The organism is Bowdeniella massiliensis, from assembly GCF_023634005.1.
Taxonomy (GTDB): Bacteria; Actinomycetota; Actinomycetes; order Actinomycetales; family Actinomycetaceae; genus Bowdeniella; species Bowdeniella massiliensis.
This window is the reverse complement of the sequence record NZ_JALIQR010000007.1, coordinates 109,119-128,462: the sequence shown is the minus strand read 5'-3', so window position 1 is coordinate 128,462 and position 19,344 is coordinate 109,119. Positions and strand designations below refer to the sequence as shown.

The following is a 19,344-nucleotide window of genomic DNA, read 5'->3' as shown; positions in this document are numbered from 1 at the left end:
CTAGCGAAACTCAATCGCACGCAGCGCGAAACTCGGCAGCCAGTGCGTTGAGGCATAGTTGTCACCGGTCACCTCTGCAAGGCTCGCCGCAAAGAGGTGATCGGCGGCTTCGCGCAGCCGGGCGGCATGCCCGCTGTCACCGGCGGCTCTCATGAGGCCCGCGATGCGCCACAGTTGGCCTGCCCGTGACAGGTTCAATCCGTGCCAGTGAACCTGTTGGGCGTCGCGCGAGCCGCGGGTATCAACGGGCTTAGCAAGGACGTGGCGATTATCTAGGCCTGGCAGGAAGGCTCCGATGAAGTCCAGCGCCTCGTCGGACGGTAGGCACGCGGCGACCGCTTCGCTGATCGTGAGGCCGGGGGAGAGGAAGTCGTGGCCCGATCGCTCGAAGTCGGCCGGCCAGTCAGAAAGCCCCACAAACCAGTCCCGTACGCGCTGCTTGATGACACCCCCGAGTTGGCGAGCAGCATCCGTGAGCGGATCGTCATTGATTCTCGCGGCAGCGTCGGCCATGAGCGTGGCCGCAAAGGCCGTATTGGAGTGCACCCCGTGCATAATGGGGGCCAATAGCTGCGAGAAAAACTCGCTCGAGCGCGTGATAAGAAGCTCGGCGAGTGGACGAAGGATCTCGCGCAGTTCACGATTGGCTTCGGCGTAGACCAGCAGGAACCAGGCCCATCCGTAGGGACGCTCGTATGTGGGATTGGCCTGAAAATACTCGCGTTCGGTCACAATGTTCTCGGCCGTAAGGTTGGTGGCGAGAACGGCATCGAGGCTAACGCTGTCAGGTAAGAGCTGCCGCAGCCGCAGGGCTGCCCACGTCGAGTTCACCGATGAATGCCAGTCGTAGCTGTTTCCAAAAGCCGGATGCGCGAGGTGCGGGTCGTGACCGCCAGGCTCTCGATGGAAGTGGGGATCGTGGTAGGGCAGTGACGTCGACAGATTCGCGGTGAGGGCCTCGGCGAGTGCCGGAGCGTTGAGGTGGGCGAGCATGGTCTAAGTATGGCGCGAATGCAAGCGTGATCCATATCCCGTGCGCGCGGGGCGCGAGCGCGAACGAGCTTTGCTAGGCTTCTTCGGACCTTGCCCCCGTTACCTGGAGGTCGCTATGGAGGTTTTTACCTCCTTGCTGGCAATCACCCTCATTTCGCTGGTTGCTCCTCTCATCGCTCACATCATCCCCAATCGGGTCGTGCCCGAGGCCGTGCTGCTGATCCTGTTCGGCGTCCTTATCGGGCCGCATGGCTTTGGCTGGGCACAGCTCGGCCCCGAAGTTCACATGCTTTCCGAGCTGGGACTTGCCTTCCTGTTCCTGTTAGCGGGCTACGAAGTCGACCTCGATGACCTGCGCTCCGGCCACGGCATGCGCGCCTCGGCAGCCTGGCTGATCTCCTTCGGTCTCGCCTTTGCGGTTGTCGGCCTCCGGCTCGATAAGCCGCTCGGATCAATGGAGGTCATCGCCGTAGCGATCGCCATGACCTCAACCGCGCTGGGAACGTTGCTGCCGATTTTGAAGGAACGCGGTATCGCGAATACCGCGGTGGGGCGCATCGTCATGACCCACGGGACGATCGGCGAGCTGTTCCCGATCATCGCCATCGCGGTTTTGCTGTCCTCGACTTCGATCGTCTCCTCGCTCGGGGTGCTGGCGATCTTCGCGCTCAGCGCGACGTTGCTGTTCATCATTCCGAAGAAAGCCCGCAGCTGGGGCTTGAAGGTCGTCGACGTCATCCATATGAAGGCCGAAGGCACCGCCCAAACAACGGTACGCGTCACGGTTGTCCTGCTCGTGGCACTCACGACCCTGGCCGTCCAGTTCGACCTCGACCTCGTGCTTGGCGCATTTGCTGCCGGCATCATCGTGCGTCAGCTCCTGCCCTCCGGCCGCCACGAACTCGATCAAAAACTCGACGGGCTTGCCTACGGTTTCTTCATCCCGCTGTTCTTCGTCGTCTCCGGCATGGGCATCGACGTCGCGGCGGTCGCTCAGCAGCCGACCTCTCTGCTGTTCTTCCTCGTGGCGCTCCTCGTCATACGCGGACTTCCCGTCTTCCTCTCCACCCGAGGTCAGCGTCCGGGACACCTTCCCCTCACGCTCGGCGAGCGTGCCCGAATCGGGCTGTATTCGACGACAGCGCTACCGATCATCGTGGCGGTCACGCACGTGGCCGTCGGCGCGAAGGCGATGTCAACGACCACCCAATCGGTGCTGATCCTGGCGGGGGCCTGCTCCGTGCTCCTCATGCCCGTGCTTGCTGCCATCACGCAATCGCGCACCCGCACCTCGGATCTGGATCCCGATGATCCGGAGGATATTGGCGGCAGCGCGCTCGTGATCGAGAAGGCTACTGGGAGCGAAAGTGAGGCGGGAACACGATAGCCTTGTCGCTGTGATGAGCTTGACCCGCGCCGAAGCCCGCGCTCGCAGTGCAGCGCTGTCCGACATTTCCTACACCGTTCACGTCTCCGTAACGGATGCAAAGGGGGATTCGCCGACGTTCAGTTCGACGACGCAAGCTCGCTTCACCACAACTGAACCTCGCGTCATGTTCGATCTCGTTGCCGACGAAGTCTTGGCGATCGAGGTCGACGGCAAGGGCGCGGACGCCGAAGTACGTCCGGGACGCATCATCATCGAAAACGTTCCCACCGGCCGCCCGGTGGACGTGCGCATCATGGCGCGCTGCCGGTACTCGAGCTCGGGGGAGGGCCTGCACCGCTACCGTGATCCGGAGGACGGGCAGGTCTACCTCTACACCCAGTACGAGCCGATGGACGCCCACCGCGTCTACGCCTGTTTCGATCAGCCCGACCTCAAGGCGCACTGGACCTTCATCGTCGATGCCCCCGAGGACTTCACGGTCCTGTCCAACCAGGCTGAGGCAAGCGTCGAAGACCTCATGCCCGACGCGAAGCGTCACATCTTCCAGCCGACCCCGCTGCTGTCGAGCTACCTGACCGCGATCATCGCAGGCCCCTACTACAAGGTGGAGGGCCCGACGTGGCGCGGGACCTACCCGGAACACGTCGGCGGACGCGACGTCCAGCTGGGAATCCCGCTGACCGCCTACTGCCGGGCTGCCCTTGCCGATCGATTCGATTCCGACGACGTTTTTGCCATCACGTCGGCCGGGCTGACGTTCTTCCATGAGCGCTACCAATACGCCTATCCCTGGGGCAAGTACGACCAGGTCTTCGTACCCGAATACAACCTCGGCGCGATGGAGAACCCGGGCTGTGTCACCTTCAACGAGCACTACATCCCGCAGGGCACTCCCACGATCGCGCAGCGTGCCGCCCGCGGCAATACGATCCTGCACGAAATGTGCCACATGTGGTTCGGCGACCTCGTCACCCCCAAGTGGTGGGATGACCTATGGCTGAAGGAGTCCTTCGCCGACCACGAAGGCACCGCAGCACTTGCCGCCGCGACCGAGCACACCGATGCCTGGGCGACCTTCGCCTCGGGCCGGAAGGCGTGGGCCTACAACCAGGACCTGCTGCCCACCACCCACCCCATCGCCGCCGACATTCCCGATGTCGCCGCGGCGACCCAGAACTTCGATGGCATCACCTACGCCAAGGGCGCCGCGGTCCTGAAGCAGCTCGTGGCCTACGTCGGAGAAGACACTTTCGTTGAGACGGCACGCCGCTATTTTGCCGATCACGCCTTCGGTGCGACGACTGCCGAGGATCTGTTGAGCGCGCTGGGGGAGGCCAGCGGGCGCGATATGAGCGAATGGACCAAGGCGTGGCTGCAAACCTCCGGCCCCTCGATCCTCAGCCTGAATGACGGTCGCACGACGCTTGTGCAGGACTCCCAAGATGCGCTCAGCCATGCCGCCCTCACGCGGCCGCACCGGCTCATGGTCGGCAGTTACCGGCTCGACAATGACGGCCTGCAGCGGGTGGAACAGCGCAGCATTGACCTGACCGACCAGGCTGTCGAATTCGATCCGCCGCTGTCTACCGACGTCGCCGTCATCAACGATTCAGACCTGACCTACGCCGTTGTGCGCCTCGATGACGCCAGCCGAGCGGTGCTGCTCGATCACCTTGCGAGCATCTCCGATCCCGTCACGCGCGCAGTCATCTGGTCGGCGCTGTGGACCGATACTCGGGATGCGCTCCTACCGGCCAGCTCCTTTATCACCGCTGTGCTCACCCACGGAAGCGCGGAAAAGCAGGGAGTGCTCTCGGCGTTGCTGCAGCAAGCGACCCTTGCGTGGCGTTCCTATGTACCGAGCGAGCAGCGGCAGGCGGTCATTGCAGAGGTACGAGATCGAACCTGGCAGGAAATCCACCAGGACTCGGATCCGGGACGACGCCGGCTGTGGGCCCTCGCCTTCGCGCGGGCAGCCAGCGATGAGGCCGCCACGACCGAAACGATCGAGCGACTCGGCCTCATCCGCGATGGCGCCATCGATGGCCTCGACGCCGCGCGTGACCTGACGTGGGCGGCCATCATTGCCCTAGCGTCAAGTGGCGGCGCTGACGTTGCGGACATCGACGCGGCCAAGAAGCAGGATGCCTCGGGCTTTGCCGCCGTCATGGCGGCGCAAGCCATGGCGTCCCTGCCCGATCCCGCGGTAGCGGAGCGCACGTGGCAGGAGATCTGGAACTCCGAGCTCTCGAACGAAATGCTCGATGCCCACATCGCCGGGTTCAAGTCCGCCACCCGCCGCACCGATATCGATGTGGTCGCGGGCTACTTCGAGAAAATTCAGGAGGCATGGACCTCGCGCTCCCAGCAGATGGCGGAGCGGATCGCAGTCGGGATGTACCCCTCGCAGGTGGAAATCGGAGACTGCCCAGACGGGGCGACGGGCACCCCGGACCCGACTGCTCATCCGGTAGTGCGGGCAACGGATCGCTGGCTCGGACAATCAGATGATGCTCCCAAGGCGCTGAAACGTCGTGTCCTTGAAGGGCGCGACGGAGTGCTACGGGCCCTTCGAGCGCAGGCCGCAGCGTCCTAGATTGTTATCGGGCTCGGGCGAGAATCGCCCGTCATTTCGCGGCGCTCCACTGCAAGCAGGGATAGCCGGATCATCCGCCAGACCCAGGCCTCAAGGTCTGCCGGCGGCATGGGGTCCTCGGATTTGAGCCACGAGGAAAAGACTCCTGTCAGGGCGCCAGCAAGTGCCGCGGCGTTGACCATCATCATGCGTTCAGAGGCTTGCGGGGTCTTTGTCCTGGTGACGTGATAGAAAACTGTCGTGAGGTGATCACAAAATTGCATTGAGACCGTATTGCGCGCCGCCGAACTAAGCTGCGAAACATATGCTGGTCGGGCTCGCTCAATAAAACCCATCAACTTTGAGACAAAGTTGGGGATATCGTCGGAACGCATATCGAGCTCTCGCGGATCCACCTCCGAAAGACCAGTGTCATCGAGCCGACTGTTGACGAGATCGATGAGCAGATCATCCGGCGTAGCGTAATGCTGATAAAAAGTGGAACGATTGACTCCCGCCCGCTTCGTCAATAAAACGACCGTGATGTGTTCAAAAGGAAGTTTGTCGAGCGTGCTGGCTAGGGCATCGCGCAAAAGCTGGCGGCTCCGCATTGATCGGGGGTCCATGGCAGCTCCCTTTCCATCTGCTTTGTTCTATGGTGCACCACCGAACCAATATGCACACTTTGGCGGGATAAACGAGGGGGCCGATCAACGCTACGATGGTGCCAGTTAGGTATAGCAGGAGAGCGGAGGAACGATGTCGCCAAGCAGTTGGCACCGACGGTCATCGCCCTCTGTATCCGGAGCGGTCCTTCGCAAGATTCTGGAAGATCCCGTCGATATCGGGTATTCAAAGGCGGCCAAACAGCGGCCATATCCGCCCTGGCAAAAGGCATCGATCTTTTTTCTTAGCATCGTCATTGGTGCCAGCGCGGTTTGGGCGACCCACGCCCTGCGCGCGCCCTCGGACGCCGCGGCAGCTGCGCGCCAATCCCTTGCCGACCAGGTCGATGCCATGATCGCCCACGTCGATTCCAACGTGCAGAAGAACCTCGAACTCAATGAGGCCATCGAAGACGCACGCAAGGAAGTCATTGACGAGGCACCGTTGGTATCGCAGCAGCTCGCAACCACCGGCGCCGCGAGCGGTGTCGTCGCGGTGAGTGGCCCCGGCATTGTGCTGACCCTGGATGATCGAGACGTGGAAAAGGCCGAGGGCCGAGTTAAGGATTTCGACTTCCAGGTTCTCGTGAACTCCCTGTGGAGCGCCGGCGCGGAAGCGATTTCGATTAACGGCCAGCGCATTGGTCCGACCACAGCGATTCGCAGCGCAGGCCAGGCGGTGCTTGTTAATCTCATTCCGCTCGCGCCGCCCTATGAGATCTCCGTCATCGCTGATCCGACCGACATCCAGGCAGCCTTCGCCAAGACACGTGGCTCCGCGCATCTGGCCGGTCTGCGGGACATGTTCGGAGTTCGGGTCGACATCGCTTCGGCAGACGAGCTCTCAATCCCAGCAGCGCAACAGGCGCGACTACGCTATGTCTCCACGGACTCACAGGTCGGGACAAAGGTCGCCAAATAGCGTGAGCAAACATTGCAATTCGGCCACACCGCCGTGTTCCGGCCATCGCTGCGCTCGAGTGTGGCACCCTGGTAGTTGACGCAGTTAAAGGAGGGGCATGTTCGCCATTATCGGCTTGCTGGTCGGCATCGGACTCGGGTTGTGGTTTCAACCGACCGTGCCGCTCGGATTGCAGCCCTACCTGCCTATTGCGGTGGTGGCAGCTCTCGACGCACTTGCCGGTGGCCTGCGCGCCCGCCTCGATGATGTCTTCGATGATCGAGTTTTTGTCACCTCCTTTATCTTCAATGTCTTCATCGCCGCCCTCATTGTGTGGCTTGGAGACAAGATCGGTGTCGGCTCGCAGCTACAAACTGCGGTCATTGTCGTGCTCGGTATCCGGATCTTTGCTAACGCCGCAGCGATCCGCCGCCACGTCTTTAAGGCGTAGCCGATGGGGGAGACGCCTTCGGCGAAGTCGACACTGCGCACCCTGGTGGGGGCGCGCTCACTGACGGTCATTGTGCTGTGCGCGCTCCTTGGTCTCGGTATCATTACGCAGGTTCGTCAGGCGCCACAGCAGAGCCTTGCAAGCATGCGCCAGGACGACCTCATTCGACTCCTGGATGAACTCGGGCGGCGCAACGAAGAACTCACCACCGAGTCCCAGGTTCTGCAGCAGCGCCTCGAAGAACTCCAATCTGGTGCCCGATCGGATCAGGCAGCCCGCGAGGCCGCGCAAGAACAGAGCCGCAACCGAGCGATCCTGGCCGGTACCGTGCCCGTCCACGGCCCTGGAATCTCACTCACCATTATCGACAATGAAGGCGCGCTCACCGCTCAGATGATGGTCACGGTCCTCGAAGAGCTCCGCAATGCTGGCGCCGAGGCAATCGAACTGAACTCGCAGCGTCTGACGACCTCAAGCTGGTTCCAACGTGACGGCGACACGATCATCGCCGATGGCACGCCGCTGTCCTCGCCGTACGTTTTTAATGCCATCGGGGGAGCGCAAACCATGTCGGGAGCACTCGATATTCCGGGCGGTGCACTCGCCACTATTCGCGCCGCTGGGGCCCGCTCGACGGTAACGCAGCGGGAAGATATCTCGATCACCTCGGTGCGTGAAGAGCCCGAGCTGAAGTACGCCGAGCCGCAAGACAAAAAGTAGCGCGCTGCACTCTTCCCACAAGTTGGGAAATGCCGGCGAAGTTCCGTAGAGTACTTACCAAAGGCTTGGAGGGACATCATGAGTGACACACCGCGTAAGGACGATCCCACCTCGACAGCCCGATTCGGTGCCGTTGGCGCGAGCGAAGAAGCTGTCGTCGAAGGTGGTATCACTGCCGATGATAGAGACGTTATTGCGGCGCTACCGCCCGCATCAGCGTTGCTGATCGTGCAGCGAGGCCCCAACCGCGGTGCGCGCTTCCTCCTCGATTCCGATACGACCACCGCGGGTCGTCATCCGGCCTCCGATATCTTCCTCGACGATGTCACGGTCTCTCGCAAGCACTGCGTGTTCGACCAGACCGAAGAGGGTTACCAGATCCGTGACGTTGGATCGCTGAACGGGACCTACATCAATCGCCAACGCATCGAGATCGCTGAGCTGCACGATGGCGACGAGGTCCAAATCGGTAAATACCGCATGACCTTCCACGCATCACCCCATCGCCCGCAGGCGGGTGAGCCCACCCAGTGAATGCGGCCCCTGAATCCCAGCCGGCCGCAGACCTGACTCCCCAGGGAGATTCGTGGCCATTTGACGTCTCGCACCGTCCCGTGATGTCGATCGGAGAAGCCGTCGCGGCCCTCAAGCCAGAGTTCCCGGCGGTCAAACCCTCCAAACTTCGCTTCATCGAAGATGAAGGTCTCGTCTCGCCAGAGCGCACGTCCTCTGGCTACCGGAAGTACTCCGCAGCCGACCTGCAGCGCATCCGTTACGTGCTCATCCAGCAGCGTGACCACTTCCGTCCCCTTGGCGTTATTCGCGACCAGCTCCACGAGATGGATCAGGGCAGGGAAATTGATGAGGAGCCAACCGCCCGCGTCGTCTCGGTGGCCGGGCGGCTCGTCCGCCGCACTGGAAGCGAGCGGATTGGCAAGCGTGAGCTCGCGGATCTCTCGGGTGCATCGATCGCCGAAATCGAAGAGATTATCGCCTCGGCCCTCATCCGCCCTGACCGTAAGGGCCGCTTCCACGTGCGCTGTATTGAGGTCGTCTCGGCTCTCATCCAGCTCTCCCAGTTCGGGATCGAAGCGCGTCACCTCTCGCACCTTCGACAGTCCTCGACGCGTAACAGTGATCTCGTAACCCAGGTCGCGGCCCCGCTGCGCGTCGGCACGCACGCTGCTGCGAAGGAACGCAGCGATGCCAAAGCCGCTGATGTGGCGAGCGTGCTTTCCCGCCTGACCTCGGATCTCACCCTGGTTGCGGTGGGGGACAGCCTGCAGCAGTAGGAGCGAACCCTCACCTTCAGCTCGAAGGTTACAGTTTTGCGACACACCGGCGTGTCGGAGTGGGGGTTCGTTGATTTGAGGCCTCATTGGCCGTACCGTAGGGGTAGCCGCACAACGTGTGTGAACAGATCGGAGTGAACGTGACTAGCGCTCAAAAGCCTGTGCCTCAGGCACCACTGCAACGCGCTCAGGGCATGCTTTTTGGCGATACCCTGCCCGATTTGGATACACAGACAGGCTACCGAGGACCGATTGCCTGCAAAGCCGCCGGCATCACCTACCGCCAGCTCGATTACTGGGCCCGCACCGGCCTCGTTGAGCCCTCCATCCGCGGGGCCTCCGGTTCCGGCTCCCAGCGTCTGTACTCCTTCCGCGACATCCTCGTGCTCAAGGTCGTCAAGCGCCTCCTCGATACCGGTGTGACGCTGCAGCAGATCCGCACCGCCATCACGTTCTTGCACGAGCGCGGTGTCGATGACCTCGCGCAGATCACGCTCATGTCCGATGGTGCCTCGGTCTACGAATGCACCAGCGCCGATGAGGTGATCGACCTCGTCCAGGGTGGTCAGGGCGTCTTTGGCATCGCCGTTGGCCGCGTGTGGCGAGAGGTCGAGGGTTCGCTTGCCGAGCTTCCGACCGATCGCGCCGATGAGGCGATCGAGCCCGGTATGGACGAACTCTCACGCCGTCGCGCAGCACGTCGCGCCGCGGGATCCTAGGTGCGATCGTTTTCACGGCTGTCTGACCTTTCCCGCACCGACCACGAATACCTGTGGCTCTCGGCAGCGGGCTGGCACACGAGTGGCCTGCATCGTCGCAACCGCGGGCCACAGCGCGTCGGCATCGTCGGACGTCCACTGACCACTCGCGACGACCTCGCGCTACGAGCTGCCCTCGATGCGCTCTCCACCTCGGTTCTCACCATCGATGAGCGCGAGGAGACGACTGCCGAAGCGCTTGCCGATCTGGGCTCACTCGTCGATGCCGTCATCGCTTTTCAGGACATCGATGACCCGGCTGGGGTGGGCGCTCCCATCATCGCCGGCGATGCTCGCGACACCCGCCCGGTGGCAGCGCTCGCCATGTGCGTCCGCCACGTCCTGTCCGGACGACTGCTCGCCGGCACGGCGATGTCGCTCGTCGGCGCGGAAGCGGGCGCCCAGGCAGCACTAACGGATCTGGCAAGCGTCTTTCCGCTCACGCTGCACATTGATCAATCGCATCCGCGCCCCGACCTGTTGGAACGCGTGGCAGCCCCCAGCAGCGTCACGCTGCAACCGCTGGAGGCCGCCAGCTTCGATACGAGCGAAGTCCCGGCCCCGCTGCTGGCCGCCACGTGGGCGGCCCTCATCGAGGTGCTGTCAACCTAGGCGACGGCGGCCCGCAATTCGTCCGTCGTGAACGTCTGGCGACGCCCCATCGAGACGACCGTCGCCACGAGCGCGGCCGCACCCCAGCCGATGACGATCGCCAGCGGCACGGCAAGCGAACCAAGTCCCGGCAAGACCGCGGCCGACAGCGCGTCGGCGCCCGCTCCCACGGGCAGCACACCGTGCAGCGCCTGGATCGCGGCCGGGGCCGTAGCCGACGGCAAGACGACCGACAGCGCAACAGCCTGCAAGACGAGCGCCGCGAGCGCGATCACCGTGCCGAGGCGGGCGCCGGCGAGAATATGCAGCGCCTGGACGACCGCCGCGAACGCCACGCCCATGATGATCAGCGCCCCGCCCGCGAGGAACGGGTGGGCGGCCCCCACGCCGAGCACCGGCATGAGGATGGCCAGCAGTGCGCCCTGCAGAGCGCCGATTGCCGCTGCCGGCCACCAGCCGCGCAGCGCGGCGCGGTAGGTGGAGACGGCGCCGCTGCGGGCGCCGCGGGGGACCGCGGGCAGGATGAGGTAGGTGGCGATCGCACCGAGGAAGAGCATGAGAGGCGCGATCGGCGGGAACCATGCTGCGGCCGGGGAGGTATCGGCGTGCAGGCGTGAATCCGTCACCGTGACCGGCGCCGTGCCCATAGCGACCATGCGTGCCTGCTCCTCATCGGTGTAGCGCGGTACCTCGTCTGCCGCCTGGTGCAGCCCATCGGCCAGCGAGATGGTGCCCGTGGAGAGCTCGCCCATACCATCGGCGAGCTGGGAGAGGCCATCGGCAAGCTGCGCGGAGCCGTCCGCGGCCTGGCCTGCGCCATCGGCAAGCTGCCCAGCTCCGGCATCGAGCGCGCCGGCACCCGTCGCGAGCTGACGCAGGCCGTCGGCGGCGCTTGAGGCGCCACCGGCGAGCTGACCCGTGCCATCGGCCAGGCCGTGGGCGCCAGAGGAGAGTTGGCGGGCGCCCGCGGCCGAGGCCGCCGTCCCATCGGCCAGTTGGCTCGTGCCGTCGGCAAGGGCGAGCATGCCGTGATAGAACTCGGGCAGCTGCGGCAGCGCGGTGCGCAGCATCGTGATGAGGCCGGGACGGGCCTCGTTACCGACGAGTAGCTCACGCAGCTGGGTGAGGGTGGCGATGACGCCGTCGGCGCCACCTAGTTCCTTGATAAGGCGCTGTAGCCCGGTGGTGGCGTCGATGAGTTCGCCGATGGCGCCCGAGGCGCCGTCGGGTCCTGTCAGCGTCGTGGCCAGGGAGTCGAGAAGCGTGATGAGGCCTGGGTTGTTCGGCGTGCCATCGCCGTTTAGCAGCGCAAGCAGGTTGCTGTGGGCCGGATCCAGCTGCTGCGCGAAGGCGGTCAACCGCTCGATGAGCGCCTGCACCTCGGGGCTGGCGGTGGAGGCGCGCAGCGCAGAAACCTGAGCGGCGAGCTGCGCGCAGAACTCCTCGGAGGCACCCGAGGCCGAGCACTGGGCGACGCTGTCGCCGAGCGCGCCGTCGATCTGGCCGAGGAGCCCATCGCGTAGCGCCGCGACGTCGCCCGCGAGCCCGCCAGCGGAAAAGTCGGCCATGATCGCCGCGGCTTCGCGCATCCGCTGCGCGCTTTGGCGGGCCTGGCTCGCGATCCGCTCGAGCGTCGGGCGTGCCGCTTCCAGGCGGGCGATCCCCTCGCGGATGGCGGCCTCTGCCGCCACCGGGTCGATGAGGTCATCAAGCTGGCCGGGGAGCGGCTCGAGCGTGGCGAGCACCTTGTCGAGCTCGCTTAGGTCCGTCTCGCCGCTGAGCAGCGCGCGCACCTCGGGCGGCAGCTTGTCGAGTTCCGCGCGAATCTGCGCGGTGCCATCGGCGAGCTGGCGCGCACCCGCGGCCAGCTGATCTTGGCCGGCCGCGTACCGATCGACGCCCGCCGCATAGGTGCGCTGACCCGCGGCTAGCTCGTGGGCGCCGGAGGCGAGTTGGCCCACTCCGGAGGCCGCCTGGGCCGAACCGGCCGCGAGGGCTCCCGCGCCGCCTGCGATCTGCCGGGCGCCCGCGGCAAGGGCGGGCATGTTATCGGCCAGCTCGCGGGAGCCATCGGCACTTTGGCGTGCACCATCGGCGGCCTGACCGGTGCCGTCGGCGAGCTTATCCGCGCCTTCGGCGGCCTCATCGAGCCCGTCGCCGAGCTGCCCGAAGCCGAGGTAGATGCCCTCGAGGAGCTTTTCCGTCATGCCTTCGCCGACGTGGTTGGCAACGGCCCGCGCGATGGAGGACGAAACCCGCCCAAGGACCTCGCTCGTGGCCTGGTTTGATTCGACGTTGATGACCGCGGGCGTCGCCTTTGGCGATCCCATCGTTGCGAGGTTGCGGGAGAATTCCGCGGGAATCGTCACGACGGCGTAGTACGTGCCGTCCGCGAGGCCTTCGCGCGCGGCGTCGGCGTCGACGAGTTTCCACTCGAAGGTATCGCGCACGGCCTCATCGACGGGGGAGACGAGGTCGGCGGCGACGAGCCGGCCGAGCGGCACCTGCTGTTCCTTACCGTCGACCTCCATCGTCGTGCCCTCATCGAGGGAGACAACGGCCGCGGGCACATGATCGATCCGATCGATGCGTCCCGCGACGGCCCCGACCGCCATGAGAGAGGTCAGCAGCGGCAAGATCATGGCCGCGATCAGTGCAATGAGCGTCCGGCGTTTCATAGCGCCATCTCCTTGGTCTCGCTCGAAAGCGTGCGAGTGGTAAATCCGGTGAGGTCTCGGGGGCGGTCACACAGGGCGACGACGGTGAGCTCGGGCCGGAAGTCGAGGTTGGTGAGACGATCCTCGCTGTCTCCCGGCCCCATATCGATGACGAGGAGTTCGCCGGCACGGGCCTCGGCACTCGCAGCATTCGCCACGCCGATCGCGAGGCTCGCCTGAGCCCGCACCGCGCTCGCTTCGGCCGGCAGGATGTGCCCGCAAACGATGAGTTCGCCCCGATCGGGCAGCGTCCGCCCCGCCAGGGTCGCCGCAAGAGCGCGGCGCTGCAGGGGGTCGGCGACGACGATCTCGGTGCGGGAACGGGCCGGCACGGTGAGCGAAATATCGCGCAGCAGATCGCCCTCGCGATCGGCAAGGCCGACGTGCTCAGCACGAATAATGTGCGGGCCGTGCTCCTCTTCCCACGTCGCGTGCGCGAGGCGCTTCTCGATCGATTCGCCCTCGACGTCCAGGTAGGGCAGGCGCGCCTTGAGCCAGTTGGGCAGGTGCCAGGCCCGCTCGCCCAACAGCGTCATGATCGCCGGCACGAGCGTCATCCGCACGAGGAATGCATCGACGGCGACACCGACGGCCAGCCCGAGCGCAATCGGTTGGACGTAGAAGCTGCCTTCGGGCACGAAGAACGCGAAGACGGAAATCATGATGAGCGCTGCCGCGGTCACGACGCGAGCGGAGGCGGAAAAGCCCGTCTTGACCGCGTGGCGCGCATCGCCGTGATGGACAAAGTCTTCGCGCATACGCGTGACGAGGAAGACCTCGTAGTCCATCGCCAGTCCGAACAGCACACCCATCAAAATGACGGGCATAAACGAAATGACGGGTCCGACGACGCCGATGCCTAGCGCGTCGTTGAACCAGCCGTGCTCGAAGACGAGCGCCACGACGCCGAAGGCCGCAAACACCGACAGCAGATAGCCGAGCGTCGCCTTGAGCGGCACCCACAGCGAGCGGAACACGAGGGTCAGCAAGATGAGCGAAAGTCCGACGACGACGACACCAAAGGGCACCATGGCGTTGGATAGCCGCTCGGAGATATCGATGCCGACAGCCGTTTGCCCCGTCACGCGAATATCGGTCACGCCGAACTCATCCTGCCACTGCGGCGCATGGTCGCGCAGGCGATGGACGAGATCGGCCGTTTGGGGGTCGGACTGCTTGGTTTCGGGGATGAGGACGATGACGCCGATGTCCGCGCTGCGGTTGGGGGTCGCCATCTCCACGTCCGAGATCCCGGGAATCTCGCGCACCTTGTCGGCGATGTTATCCATCAAAGTGAGCGGATCCTGGGACTGGATGATTCCCATCGTCATGAGCAGCGGGTCGTTCACTCCCGGCCCGAAGTTCTTCTCCACGAGCTCATAGGTCACGCGCGCCTGACTGCCTTCCTCGGCGGTGTCATTACCGGGCAGCGCGAGCGCGAGGTCGCGGGCGGGGATCGCCAGGGCCGCGACGGCAACGATAGAGGCGATGATGACGACGACGGGATGGGAGGTGACGACCCCAACCCACCAGTCGCTCATCGTGGCCTTGGTGCGCTTGTCCGCGCTGCGCGAGACCTCGTGCGCGCGCGTGCCGGCCTTGGGCCGGATCCGCTCGCCGAGGAGCGAGACGACCGCCGGGATCAGCGAGACGGCGACGCCCACGGCGATCGCAACGGCGATCGCCGCCATTGCGCCCATGACCGCGAGGAATGGAATGTTCGTGACGTAAAGGCCCAGCAGCGCAATGATGACGGTGCCGCCGGCGAAGACGACGGCGCCACCCGAGGTCGCGTTGGCGCGTGCGGCCGATTCGCGCACCTCCATGCCGTCGGCCAGCTGCTGGCGGTGACGCGAGACGATGAACAGCGCGTAGTCGATCCCGACGGCGATGCCGAGCATCAGCGCGAGCGTCGGTGCCGTCGAGGAGATCGGCATGAAGCGCGCGAGCAGCAACATGATCGCCATGGCGATCGCCACGCCGACGAGCGCTGTCGTGATGGGGACCGCCGCGGAGAGCAAGGAGCGGAACGTGATGGCGAGGACGAACAGCGCAAGAATGACGCCGATAACCTCGGTCACCGTGATGCCGACGGAGGTCTGGCCGAGCATCTGGCCGCCGACGTAGACGCTCAGGCCGTTCGCATCATCGCGCGCAAACGACTTCAGCTCATCAAGCACGGCGGGGGAGAGGTCATCGAGCTGTGTTGCGAGCTGAATGTTTCCCAGCGCGTAGCGCTTGTCATCAGAGACCGCCGCCCGGGTGTTTTCATCGCCGAACGGCGCGGTCACGACCATGACGTCATCGACCTTGCGCACCTGATCGACGATCGCGTTGATGTCGGCCTCGAAGCGGTGAATGTCTTCGCCCTCCGGCGCCTCGAAGAGCACCTGGCCGCCCGCACCGGCGAGCTCGGGGAAGCGCGAGTGTAGGACGTTGAGGCCCTCTTGGCCCTCGGTGCCCGGGATCTCGAAGGAGTCCTGCAGCTGACCGCCGACGCCGACAACCAAGCCGCCCAGAACGGCAAGGAGGCCGACCCACGCGGCAATGACCACCCAGGCACGTCGCGCAGCGAACGAGCCAAGCCGGTACAGGAAGGCGGACATAGGACCCTCATCTCGAGACATTTATGTATTCGATACAGTAATGTATCCAGTATGACCGACGCGACCGACACCGGCAAGGCAGTGCGCAGCCGGGAGAACACACGTGAGCGATTACTCACCGCAGCAACGCAGGTCTTTGCCGAAAAGGGCCTGGCGGGTGCCACCGTCGACGACTTAACGACCGCCGCCGGCTTTACCCGGGGAGCGTTCTATTCGAACTTTTCCTCCAAAGAAGAAGTCTTCGACCAGGCCGTCCAACAGCTGCTTGATCGCATCTTTTCCACCGCGCGCGAGGGCGTCTCCCGCGTCGATTTGTGTGGCGATATCTTTTCCGACGTCGAGGCGCTCATTTCCTCGGTCGAGTCCGATGTCCGACTGCTCTCGCGCATCGAGCTCGAAACCTGCCTGGCGGCGCTGCGCTATCCCGAGCTGCGGGAGACCTACCTCAACATTCGCGCGGTCATGCGCGAACAGATCGCATCGATCATCACCGAGTCCGTCCACGTTCACGGCCGAAGCCTGCTCATCGATCCGAGCGCACTGGCCGACGCGGTCATCGCGCTCTATTTCAACGCGATCAACCTCGCTGAGATTGAGGGGCGAGAGACTCCGACGGCCGTCATCGTCACCCACCTCATCAATGCCTTTGCCTCCGATCCGCTGAACCTGAGCGAAGCAACGGCTCGGCGCAGTGCGCGCTGAGCGATCGACGAGAAAGTCCCCGCGTTCCTCGCTACAGTGAGCACCACCACAGCAATTGGAGGTGCCATGGAAAAGGTACGCGGCGTCATTTCGGCAGAAAAAGGCGCACCGGTCGAACTCACGACAATCGTCATTCCCGATCCCGGTGATCATGACGTGGTCGTCGCAATCCAGGCGTGCGGCGTCTGCCACACCGACCTGCACTACCGCGAGGGCGGGATCTCCGATGACTATCCCTTCCTCCTCGGCCACGAAGCCGCCGGCGTCGTGGAACGGGTGGGGGAGCAGGTGACCCATGTGGCGCCGGGAGACTTTGTCGTGCTGAACTGGCGGGCCATTTGCGGCACGTGCCGGGCGTGTAAGCGCGGCGAGCCGTGGTACTGCTTTGACACGTTCAATGCCGAAAAGAAGATGACCTTAGAGGATGGGACGGAGCTGAGCCCGGCGCTTGGAATCGGCGCGTTTTGCGATAAGACCCTCGTCCACGAAAAGCAATGCACGAAGGTGGACCCCGAGGCCGATCCGGCCGTCGTTGGCCTACTCGGATGCGGCATCATGGCGGGCCTCGGCGCCGCCATCAACACCGGGGGAGTAACCCGCGGTGATTCGGTCGCCGTCATCGGCTGCGGCGGCGTTGGGGACGCGGCCATTGCTGGCGCCCGCCTCGCAGGAGCCACCACGATCATCGCAGTCGACGTTGATGACAAGAAGCTGAAACTCGCCAAGGATCTCGGCGCGACGCACACAGTCAATTCCAGCTCGGTCGATCCAGTCGAGGCGATTCGCGAGCTCACCAACTCCTTCGGCGCTGACGTCGTCATCGAGGCCGTCGGCCGGCCCGAGACCTACGAGCAGGCCTTCTACGCCCGCGATCTCGCCGGAACCGTCGTCCTCGTCGGGGTCCCCACGCCCGAGATGACCATCACCCTCCCGCTGCTCGAGGTCTTCGGGCGTGGCGGGGCACTGAAGTCCTCCTGGTACGGCGACTGTCTACCGGAGCGTGACTTTCCCATGTACGTCGACCTCTACACCCAGGGGCGCCTGCCGCTGGAGAAATTCGTCACCGAACGCATCGGGATCGACGAGGTTGATGCGGCCTTTGACAAGATGGGGGACGGCACCGTCCTTCGCAGCGTAGTGGAGCTATAAATGAGTATTCGAATCGACCACACAATCACCTCCGGCACCTTCGAGCTCGACGGCGGCAGCTGGGAGGTGGACAACAACGTCTGGATTCTTGGCGACGACGAGCACTGCTTCGTCATCGATGCCCCGCACGATGCCCAAGCGATTTTGGACAAGGTCGGCGATCGCCGCGTCGAGGCCATCGTCTTGACGCACGCGCACTCCGACCACGTTGGGGCGGTCCTCGAGCTGCGGGAAGCGACCGATGCACCCATCTTGCTGCATCCCGACGATCAGGAACTGTGGGAGCTCAGCCATCCCGGCGAGTCGGTCGACGGACATTTGGCCGACGGCGATGTCCTGCATATCGCGGGCAGTGACGTCGAGGTCCTGCACACTCCTGGGCACGCGCCCGGAGCCGTCTGCCTCTACGTGAAGGACCTTGGCTGCGTCTTTTCCGGTGACACCCTGTTCAACGGCGGCCCGGGAGCGACTGGCCGATCATTTTCGGACTATCCGACGATCGTGAAGTCGATCCGTGAAAAGCTCTTCACGCTTCCAAAGGACACGGTCGTGCACACCGGACACGGCGAGGATACGACGATCGAAGCCGAACTGGATAACGTTCCGGACGAGAAGGCGGACTAGTCAGTCTTCGCGCTGCAGCAGGACCAGAGTTTCGGTGTGCCGCGTGTGGGGGAACATGTCGAAGACCTGGGCGTAGACCGGTCGCAGCCGCGGCAGATGGGCGAGATCAGACGCTAGCGAAGCCGCGTTGCAGCTGGAGTACAGGACTGCCGGCGCGTTGGTATTCAGCCACTGTGCAAGCTCGGCTCCGATGCCCCGTCGTGGAGGATTGACGACCACGAGGTCTGCCGGTTGGGCTTGGCGTGCCCAGGACAGCGCATCACCCGCGACGAAGGAGATCGACTGACCGGCGCGCGGCGCAAGTAGTGCGGCGGCCCGAGTCGCCGCCTCGATCGCCGGTGCGGAAATCTCCACGCCCGTGATGGCGCGCCCAGCTCCGGCTAGGCTCAGCGCAAAGCCGCCGATACCGCAATACAGGTCATAGATGCGGGAACGCTCCGGAAGCGAGAGCCGATCAACTAAGGTGGCTGCCGTCTGATAGAGCTGGCTTGCGACCTGCGTATTGGTTTGGATGAAGCTCTTCGGCGGTAGAAACAGAGTCATGCCAGGCATCGGGACCGGGAGCAACTGCTCGGAGGTGAGCGGAATTTCCTGATCGCCTTCCGTCACCGCTTTGTGCTGGGGGAGAAGGTTAATCGACACGACCGCCAGCTGCGGCAGCGCTGCGAGCAGTGCGGGCAGGTGCTTGCGGATCCGTGCTTCGGCTTCCCGCGAGCGCAACACGAATCGCAGCATTGCTTGGCCCGTGGGGGCGACCGTGATGAGGAGATATTTGAGCTCCCCGCTTCGCGCGGCGACGTCATAGGGGGTGAGTGAAGCCCGGGCGATGAATGCAGAAAGCTCGGGCAGCAGCGTGGTGATGGCACGGTCTTGGATGGGGCACAGCCGGATATCGGTGACCGTCGCGTCACGCTCGATAAAGCCGAGACGCGGATGTAGGGCAGTGCCACCGACGGCGAGCTTCACCTTGGTGCGAAAGTGGTCGGGCTGCGAGGCGACGATAGGGTGCCATGCCGCATCGGGAACATGGTCGCGCAGGAGGTGCCTGGTAGCGGCGTCCTTGCCAGCAAGTTGAGTGCGGTAGGGCGTCTGGATTTCGGGACACGAGCGGCACTGTTCAGTCTCGAAATAGGCGCAACGCATGGCCTTCATGCTACCGGGCTCTGCTTGGCAACGGTCGCTACATTTG

Annotated in this window: 17 protein-coding genes; 12 read left to right on the top strand and 5 right to left on the bottom strand. The window is 64.4% G+C overall.

What is annotated here, in order from left to right; translation table 11 throughout:
- Window positions 1–993 carry a DUF2891 family protein gene (locus tag MUN85_RS06600; RefSeq protein WP_250505952.1) on the bottom strand — a complete coding sequence of 331 codons (993 nt, stop codon included), beginning with the start codon at window positions 991–993 and terminating at the stop codon, window positions 1–3.
- Window positions 994–1,108: 115 nt separating this feature from the next.
- On the opposite strand from MUN85_RS06600, the gene MUN85_RS06595 reads away from it, so the two are divergent.
- Window positions 1,109–2,380 carry a cation:proton antiporter gene (locus MUN85_RS06595; protein ID WP_250505951.1) on the top strand — a complete coding sequence of 424 codons (1,272 nt, stop codon included), beginning with the start codon at window positions 1,109–1,111 and terminating at the stop codon, window positions 2,378–2,380.
- Window positions 2,381–2,393: 13 nt separating this feature from the next.
- Window positions 2,394–4,979, top strand: a complete 2,586-nt coding sequence (gene pepN / locus MUN85_RS06590) for an aminopeptidase N (RefSeq protein WP_250505970.1) — start codon at window positions 2,394–2,396, stop codon at window positions 4,977–4,979.
- On the opposite strand, the gene MUN85_RS06585 is transcribed toward pepN, so the two are convergent.
- Window positions 4,976–5,584 carry a TetR/AcrR family transcriptional regulator gene (locus tag MUN85_RS06585; RefSeq protein WP_250505950.1) on the bottom strand — a complete coding sequence of 203 codons (609 nt, stop codon included), beginning with the start codon at window positions 5,582–5,584 and terminating at the stop codon, window positions 4,976–4,978. The genes pepN and MUN85_RS06585 overlap by 4 nt on opposite strands.
- 133 nt (window positions 5,585–5,717) lie before the next feature.
- Between MUN85_RS06585 and MUN85_RS06580 the strand changes: the two genes are divergently transcribed.
- The 7 genes from MUN85_RS06580 to MUN85_RS06550 all read left to right on the top strand — a co-directional run bounded on the left by MUN85_RS06580 (window position 5,718) and on the right by MUN85_RS06550 (window position 10,357).
- The gene (locus MUN85_RS06580; RefSeq protein ID WP_250505949.1) at window positions 5,718–6,545 is read left to right on the top strand and encodes a DUF881 domain-containing protein; all 828 of its coding nucleotides are present in this window, start codon (window positions 5,718–5,720) and stop codon (window positions 6,543–6,545) included.
- Between the two features lie 97 nt (window positions 6,546–6,642).
- The gene (locus MUN85_RS06575; protein WP_092564235.1) at window positions 6,643–6,975 is read left to right on the top strand and encodes a small basic family protein; all 333 of its coding nucleotides are present in this window, start codon (window positions 6,643–6,645) and stop codon (window positions 6,973–6,975) included.
- 3 nt (window positions 6,976–6,978) lie between these two features.
- Complete coding sequence (locus tag MUN85_RS06570; protein WP_250505948.1) at window positions 6,979–7,695, top strand: DUF881 domain-containing protein; 717 nt, start codon at window positions 6,979–6,981, stop codon at window positions 7,693–7,695.
- Window positions 7,696–7,773: 78 nt separating this feature from the next.
- Window positions 7,774–8,229, top strand: coding sequence for an FHA domain-containing protein (locus tag MUN85_RS06565; protein WP_250505947.1), 456 nt, complete (start codon window positions 7,774–7,776; stop codon window positions 8,227–8,229).
- Between the two features lie 83 nt (window positions 8,230–8,312).
- A complete protein-coding gene (ftsR, locus tag MUN85_RS06560; RefSeq protein WP_250505946.1) occupies window positions 8,313–8,987 on the top strand; it encodes a transcriptional regulator FtsR in 675 nt (224 codons plus the stop codon).
- Between the two features lie 194 nt (window positions 8,988–9,181).
- Window positions 9,182–9,706 (top strand): MerR family transcriptional regulator, encoded by a 525-nt coding sequence (locus tag MUN85_RS06555; RefSeq protein WP_092564247.1) that lies wholly within the window; start codon window positions 9,182–9,184, stop codon window positions 9,704–9,706.
- On the top strand, window positions 9,707–10,357 hold the full coding sequence (locus tag MUN85_RS06550) for a hypothetical protein (RefSeq protein WP_250505945.1): 651 nt from the start codon (window positions 9,707–9,709) through the stop codon (window positions 10,355–10,357). It begins immediately after the preceding gene.
- On the opposite strand, the gene MUN85_RS06545 is transcribed toward MUN85_RS06550, so the two are convergent.
- Together MUN85_RS06545 and MUN85_RS06540 are read right to left on the bottom strand one after the other, a co-directional pair.
- A complete protein-coding gene (locus tag MUN85_RS06545) occupies window positions 10,354–13,035 on the bottom strand; it encodes a YhgE/Pip domain-containing protein (RefSeq protein WP_250505944.1) in 2,682 nt (893 codons plus the stop codon). The genes MUN85_RS06550 and MUN85_RS06545 overlap by 4 nt on opposite strands.
- Complete coding sequence (locus tag MUN85_RS06540; protein ID WP_250505943.1) at window positions 13,032–15,680, bottom strand: MMPL family transporter; 2,649 nt, start codon at window positions 15,678–15,680, stop codon at window positions 13,032–13,034. The genes MUN85_RS06545 and MUN85_RS06540 overlap by 4 nt, the downstream gene beginning before the upstream one ends.
- Window positions 15,681–15,731: 51 nt before the next feature.
- On the opposite strand from MUN85_RS06540, the gene MUN85_RS06535 reads away from it, so the two are divergent.
- The 3 genes from MUN85_RS06535 (at window position 15,732) to MUN85_RS06525 (ending at window position 18,155) form a co-directional block, all read left to right on the top strand.
- Complete coding sequence (locus MUN85_RS06535) at window positions 15,732–16,382, top strand: TetR/AcrR family transcriptional regulator (protein ID WP_250505942.1); 651 nt, start codon at window positions 15,732–15,734, stop codon at window positions 16,380–16,382.
- A 66-nt stretch (window positions 16,383–16,448) separates the two neighbouring features.
- Complete coding sequence (locus tag MUN85_RS06530) at window positions 16,449–17,531, top strand: S-(hydroxymethyl)mycothiol dehydrogenase (RefSeq protein WP_250505941.1); 1,083 nt, start codon at window positions 16,449–16,451, stop codon at window positions 17,529–17,531.
- Window positions 17,532–18,155 carry an MBL fold metallo-hydrolase gene (locus tag MUN85_RS06525; protein WP_092564265.1) on the top strand — a complete coding sequence of 208 codons (624 nt, stop codon included), beginning with the start codon at window positions 17,532–17,534 and terminating at the stop codon, window positions 18,153–18,155. It begins immediately after the preceding gene.
- Here MUN85_RS06525 and MUN85_RS06520 read toward each other — a convergent pair whose 3' ends face one another.
- Window positions 18,156–19,298 (bottom strand): methyltransferase, encoded by a 1,143-nt coding sequence (locus MUN85_RS06520; protein ID WP_250505940.1) that lies wholly within the window; start codon window positions 19,296–19,298, stop codon window positions 18,156–18,158.
- Window positions 19,299–19,344 lie beyond the last annotated feature (46 nt).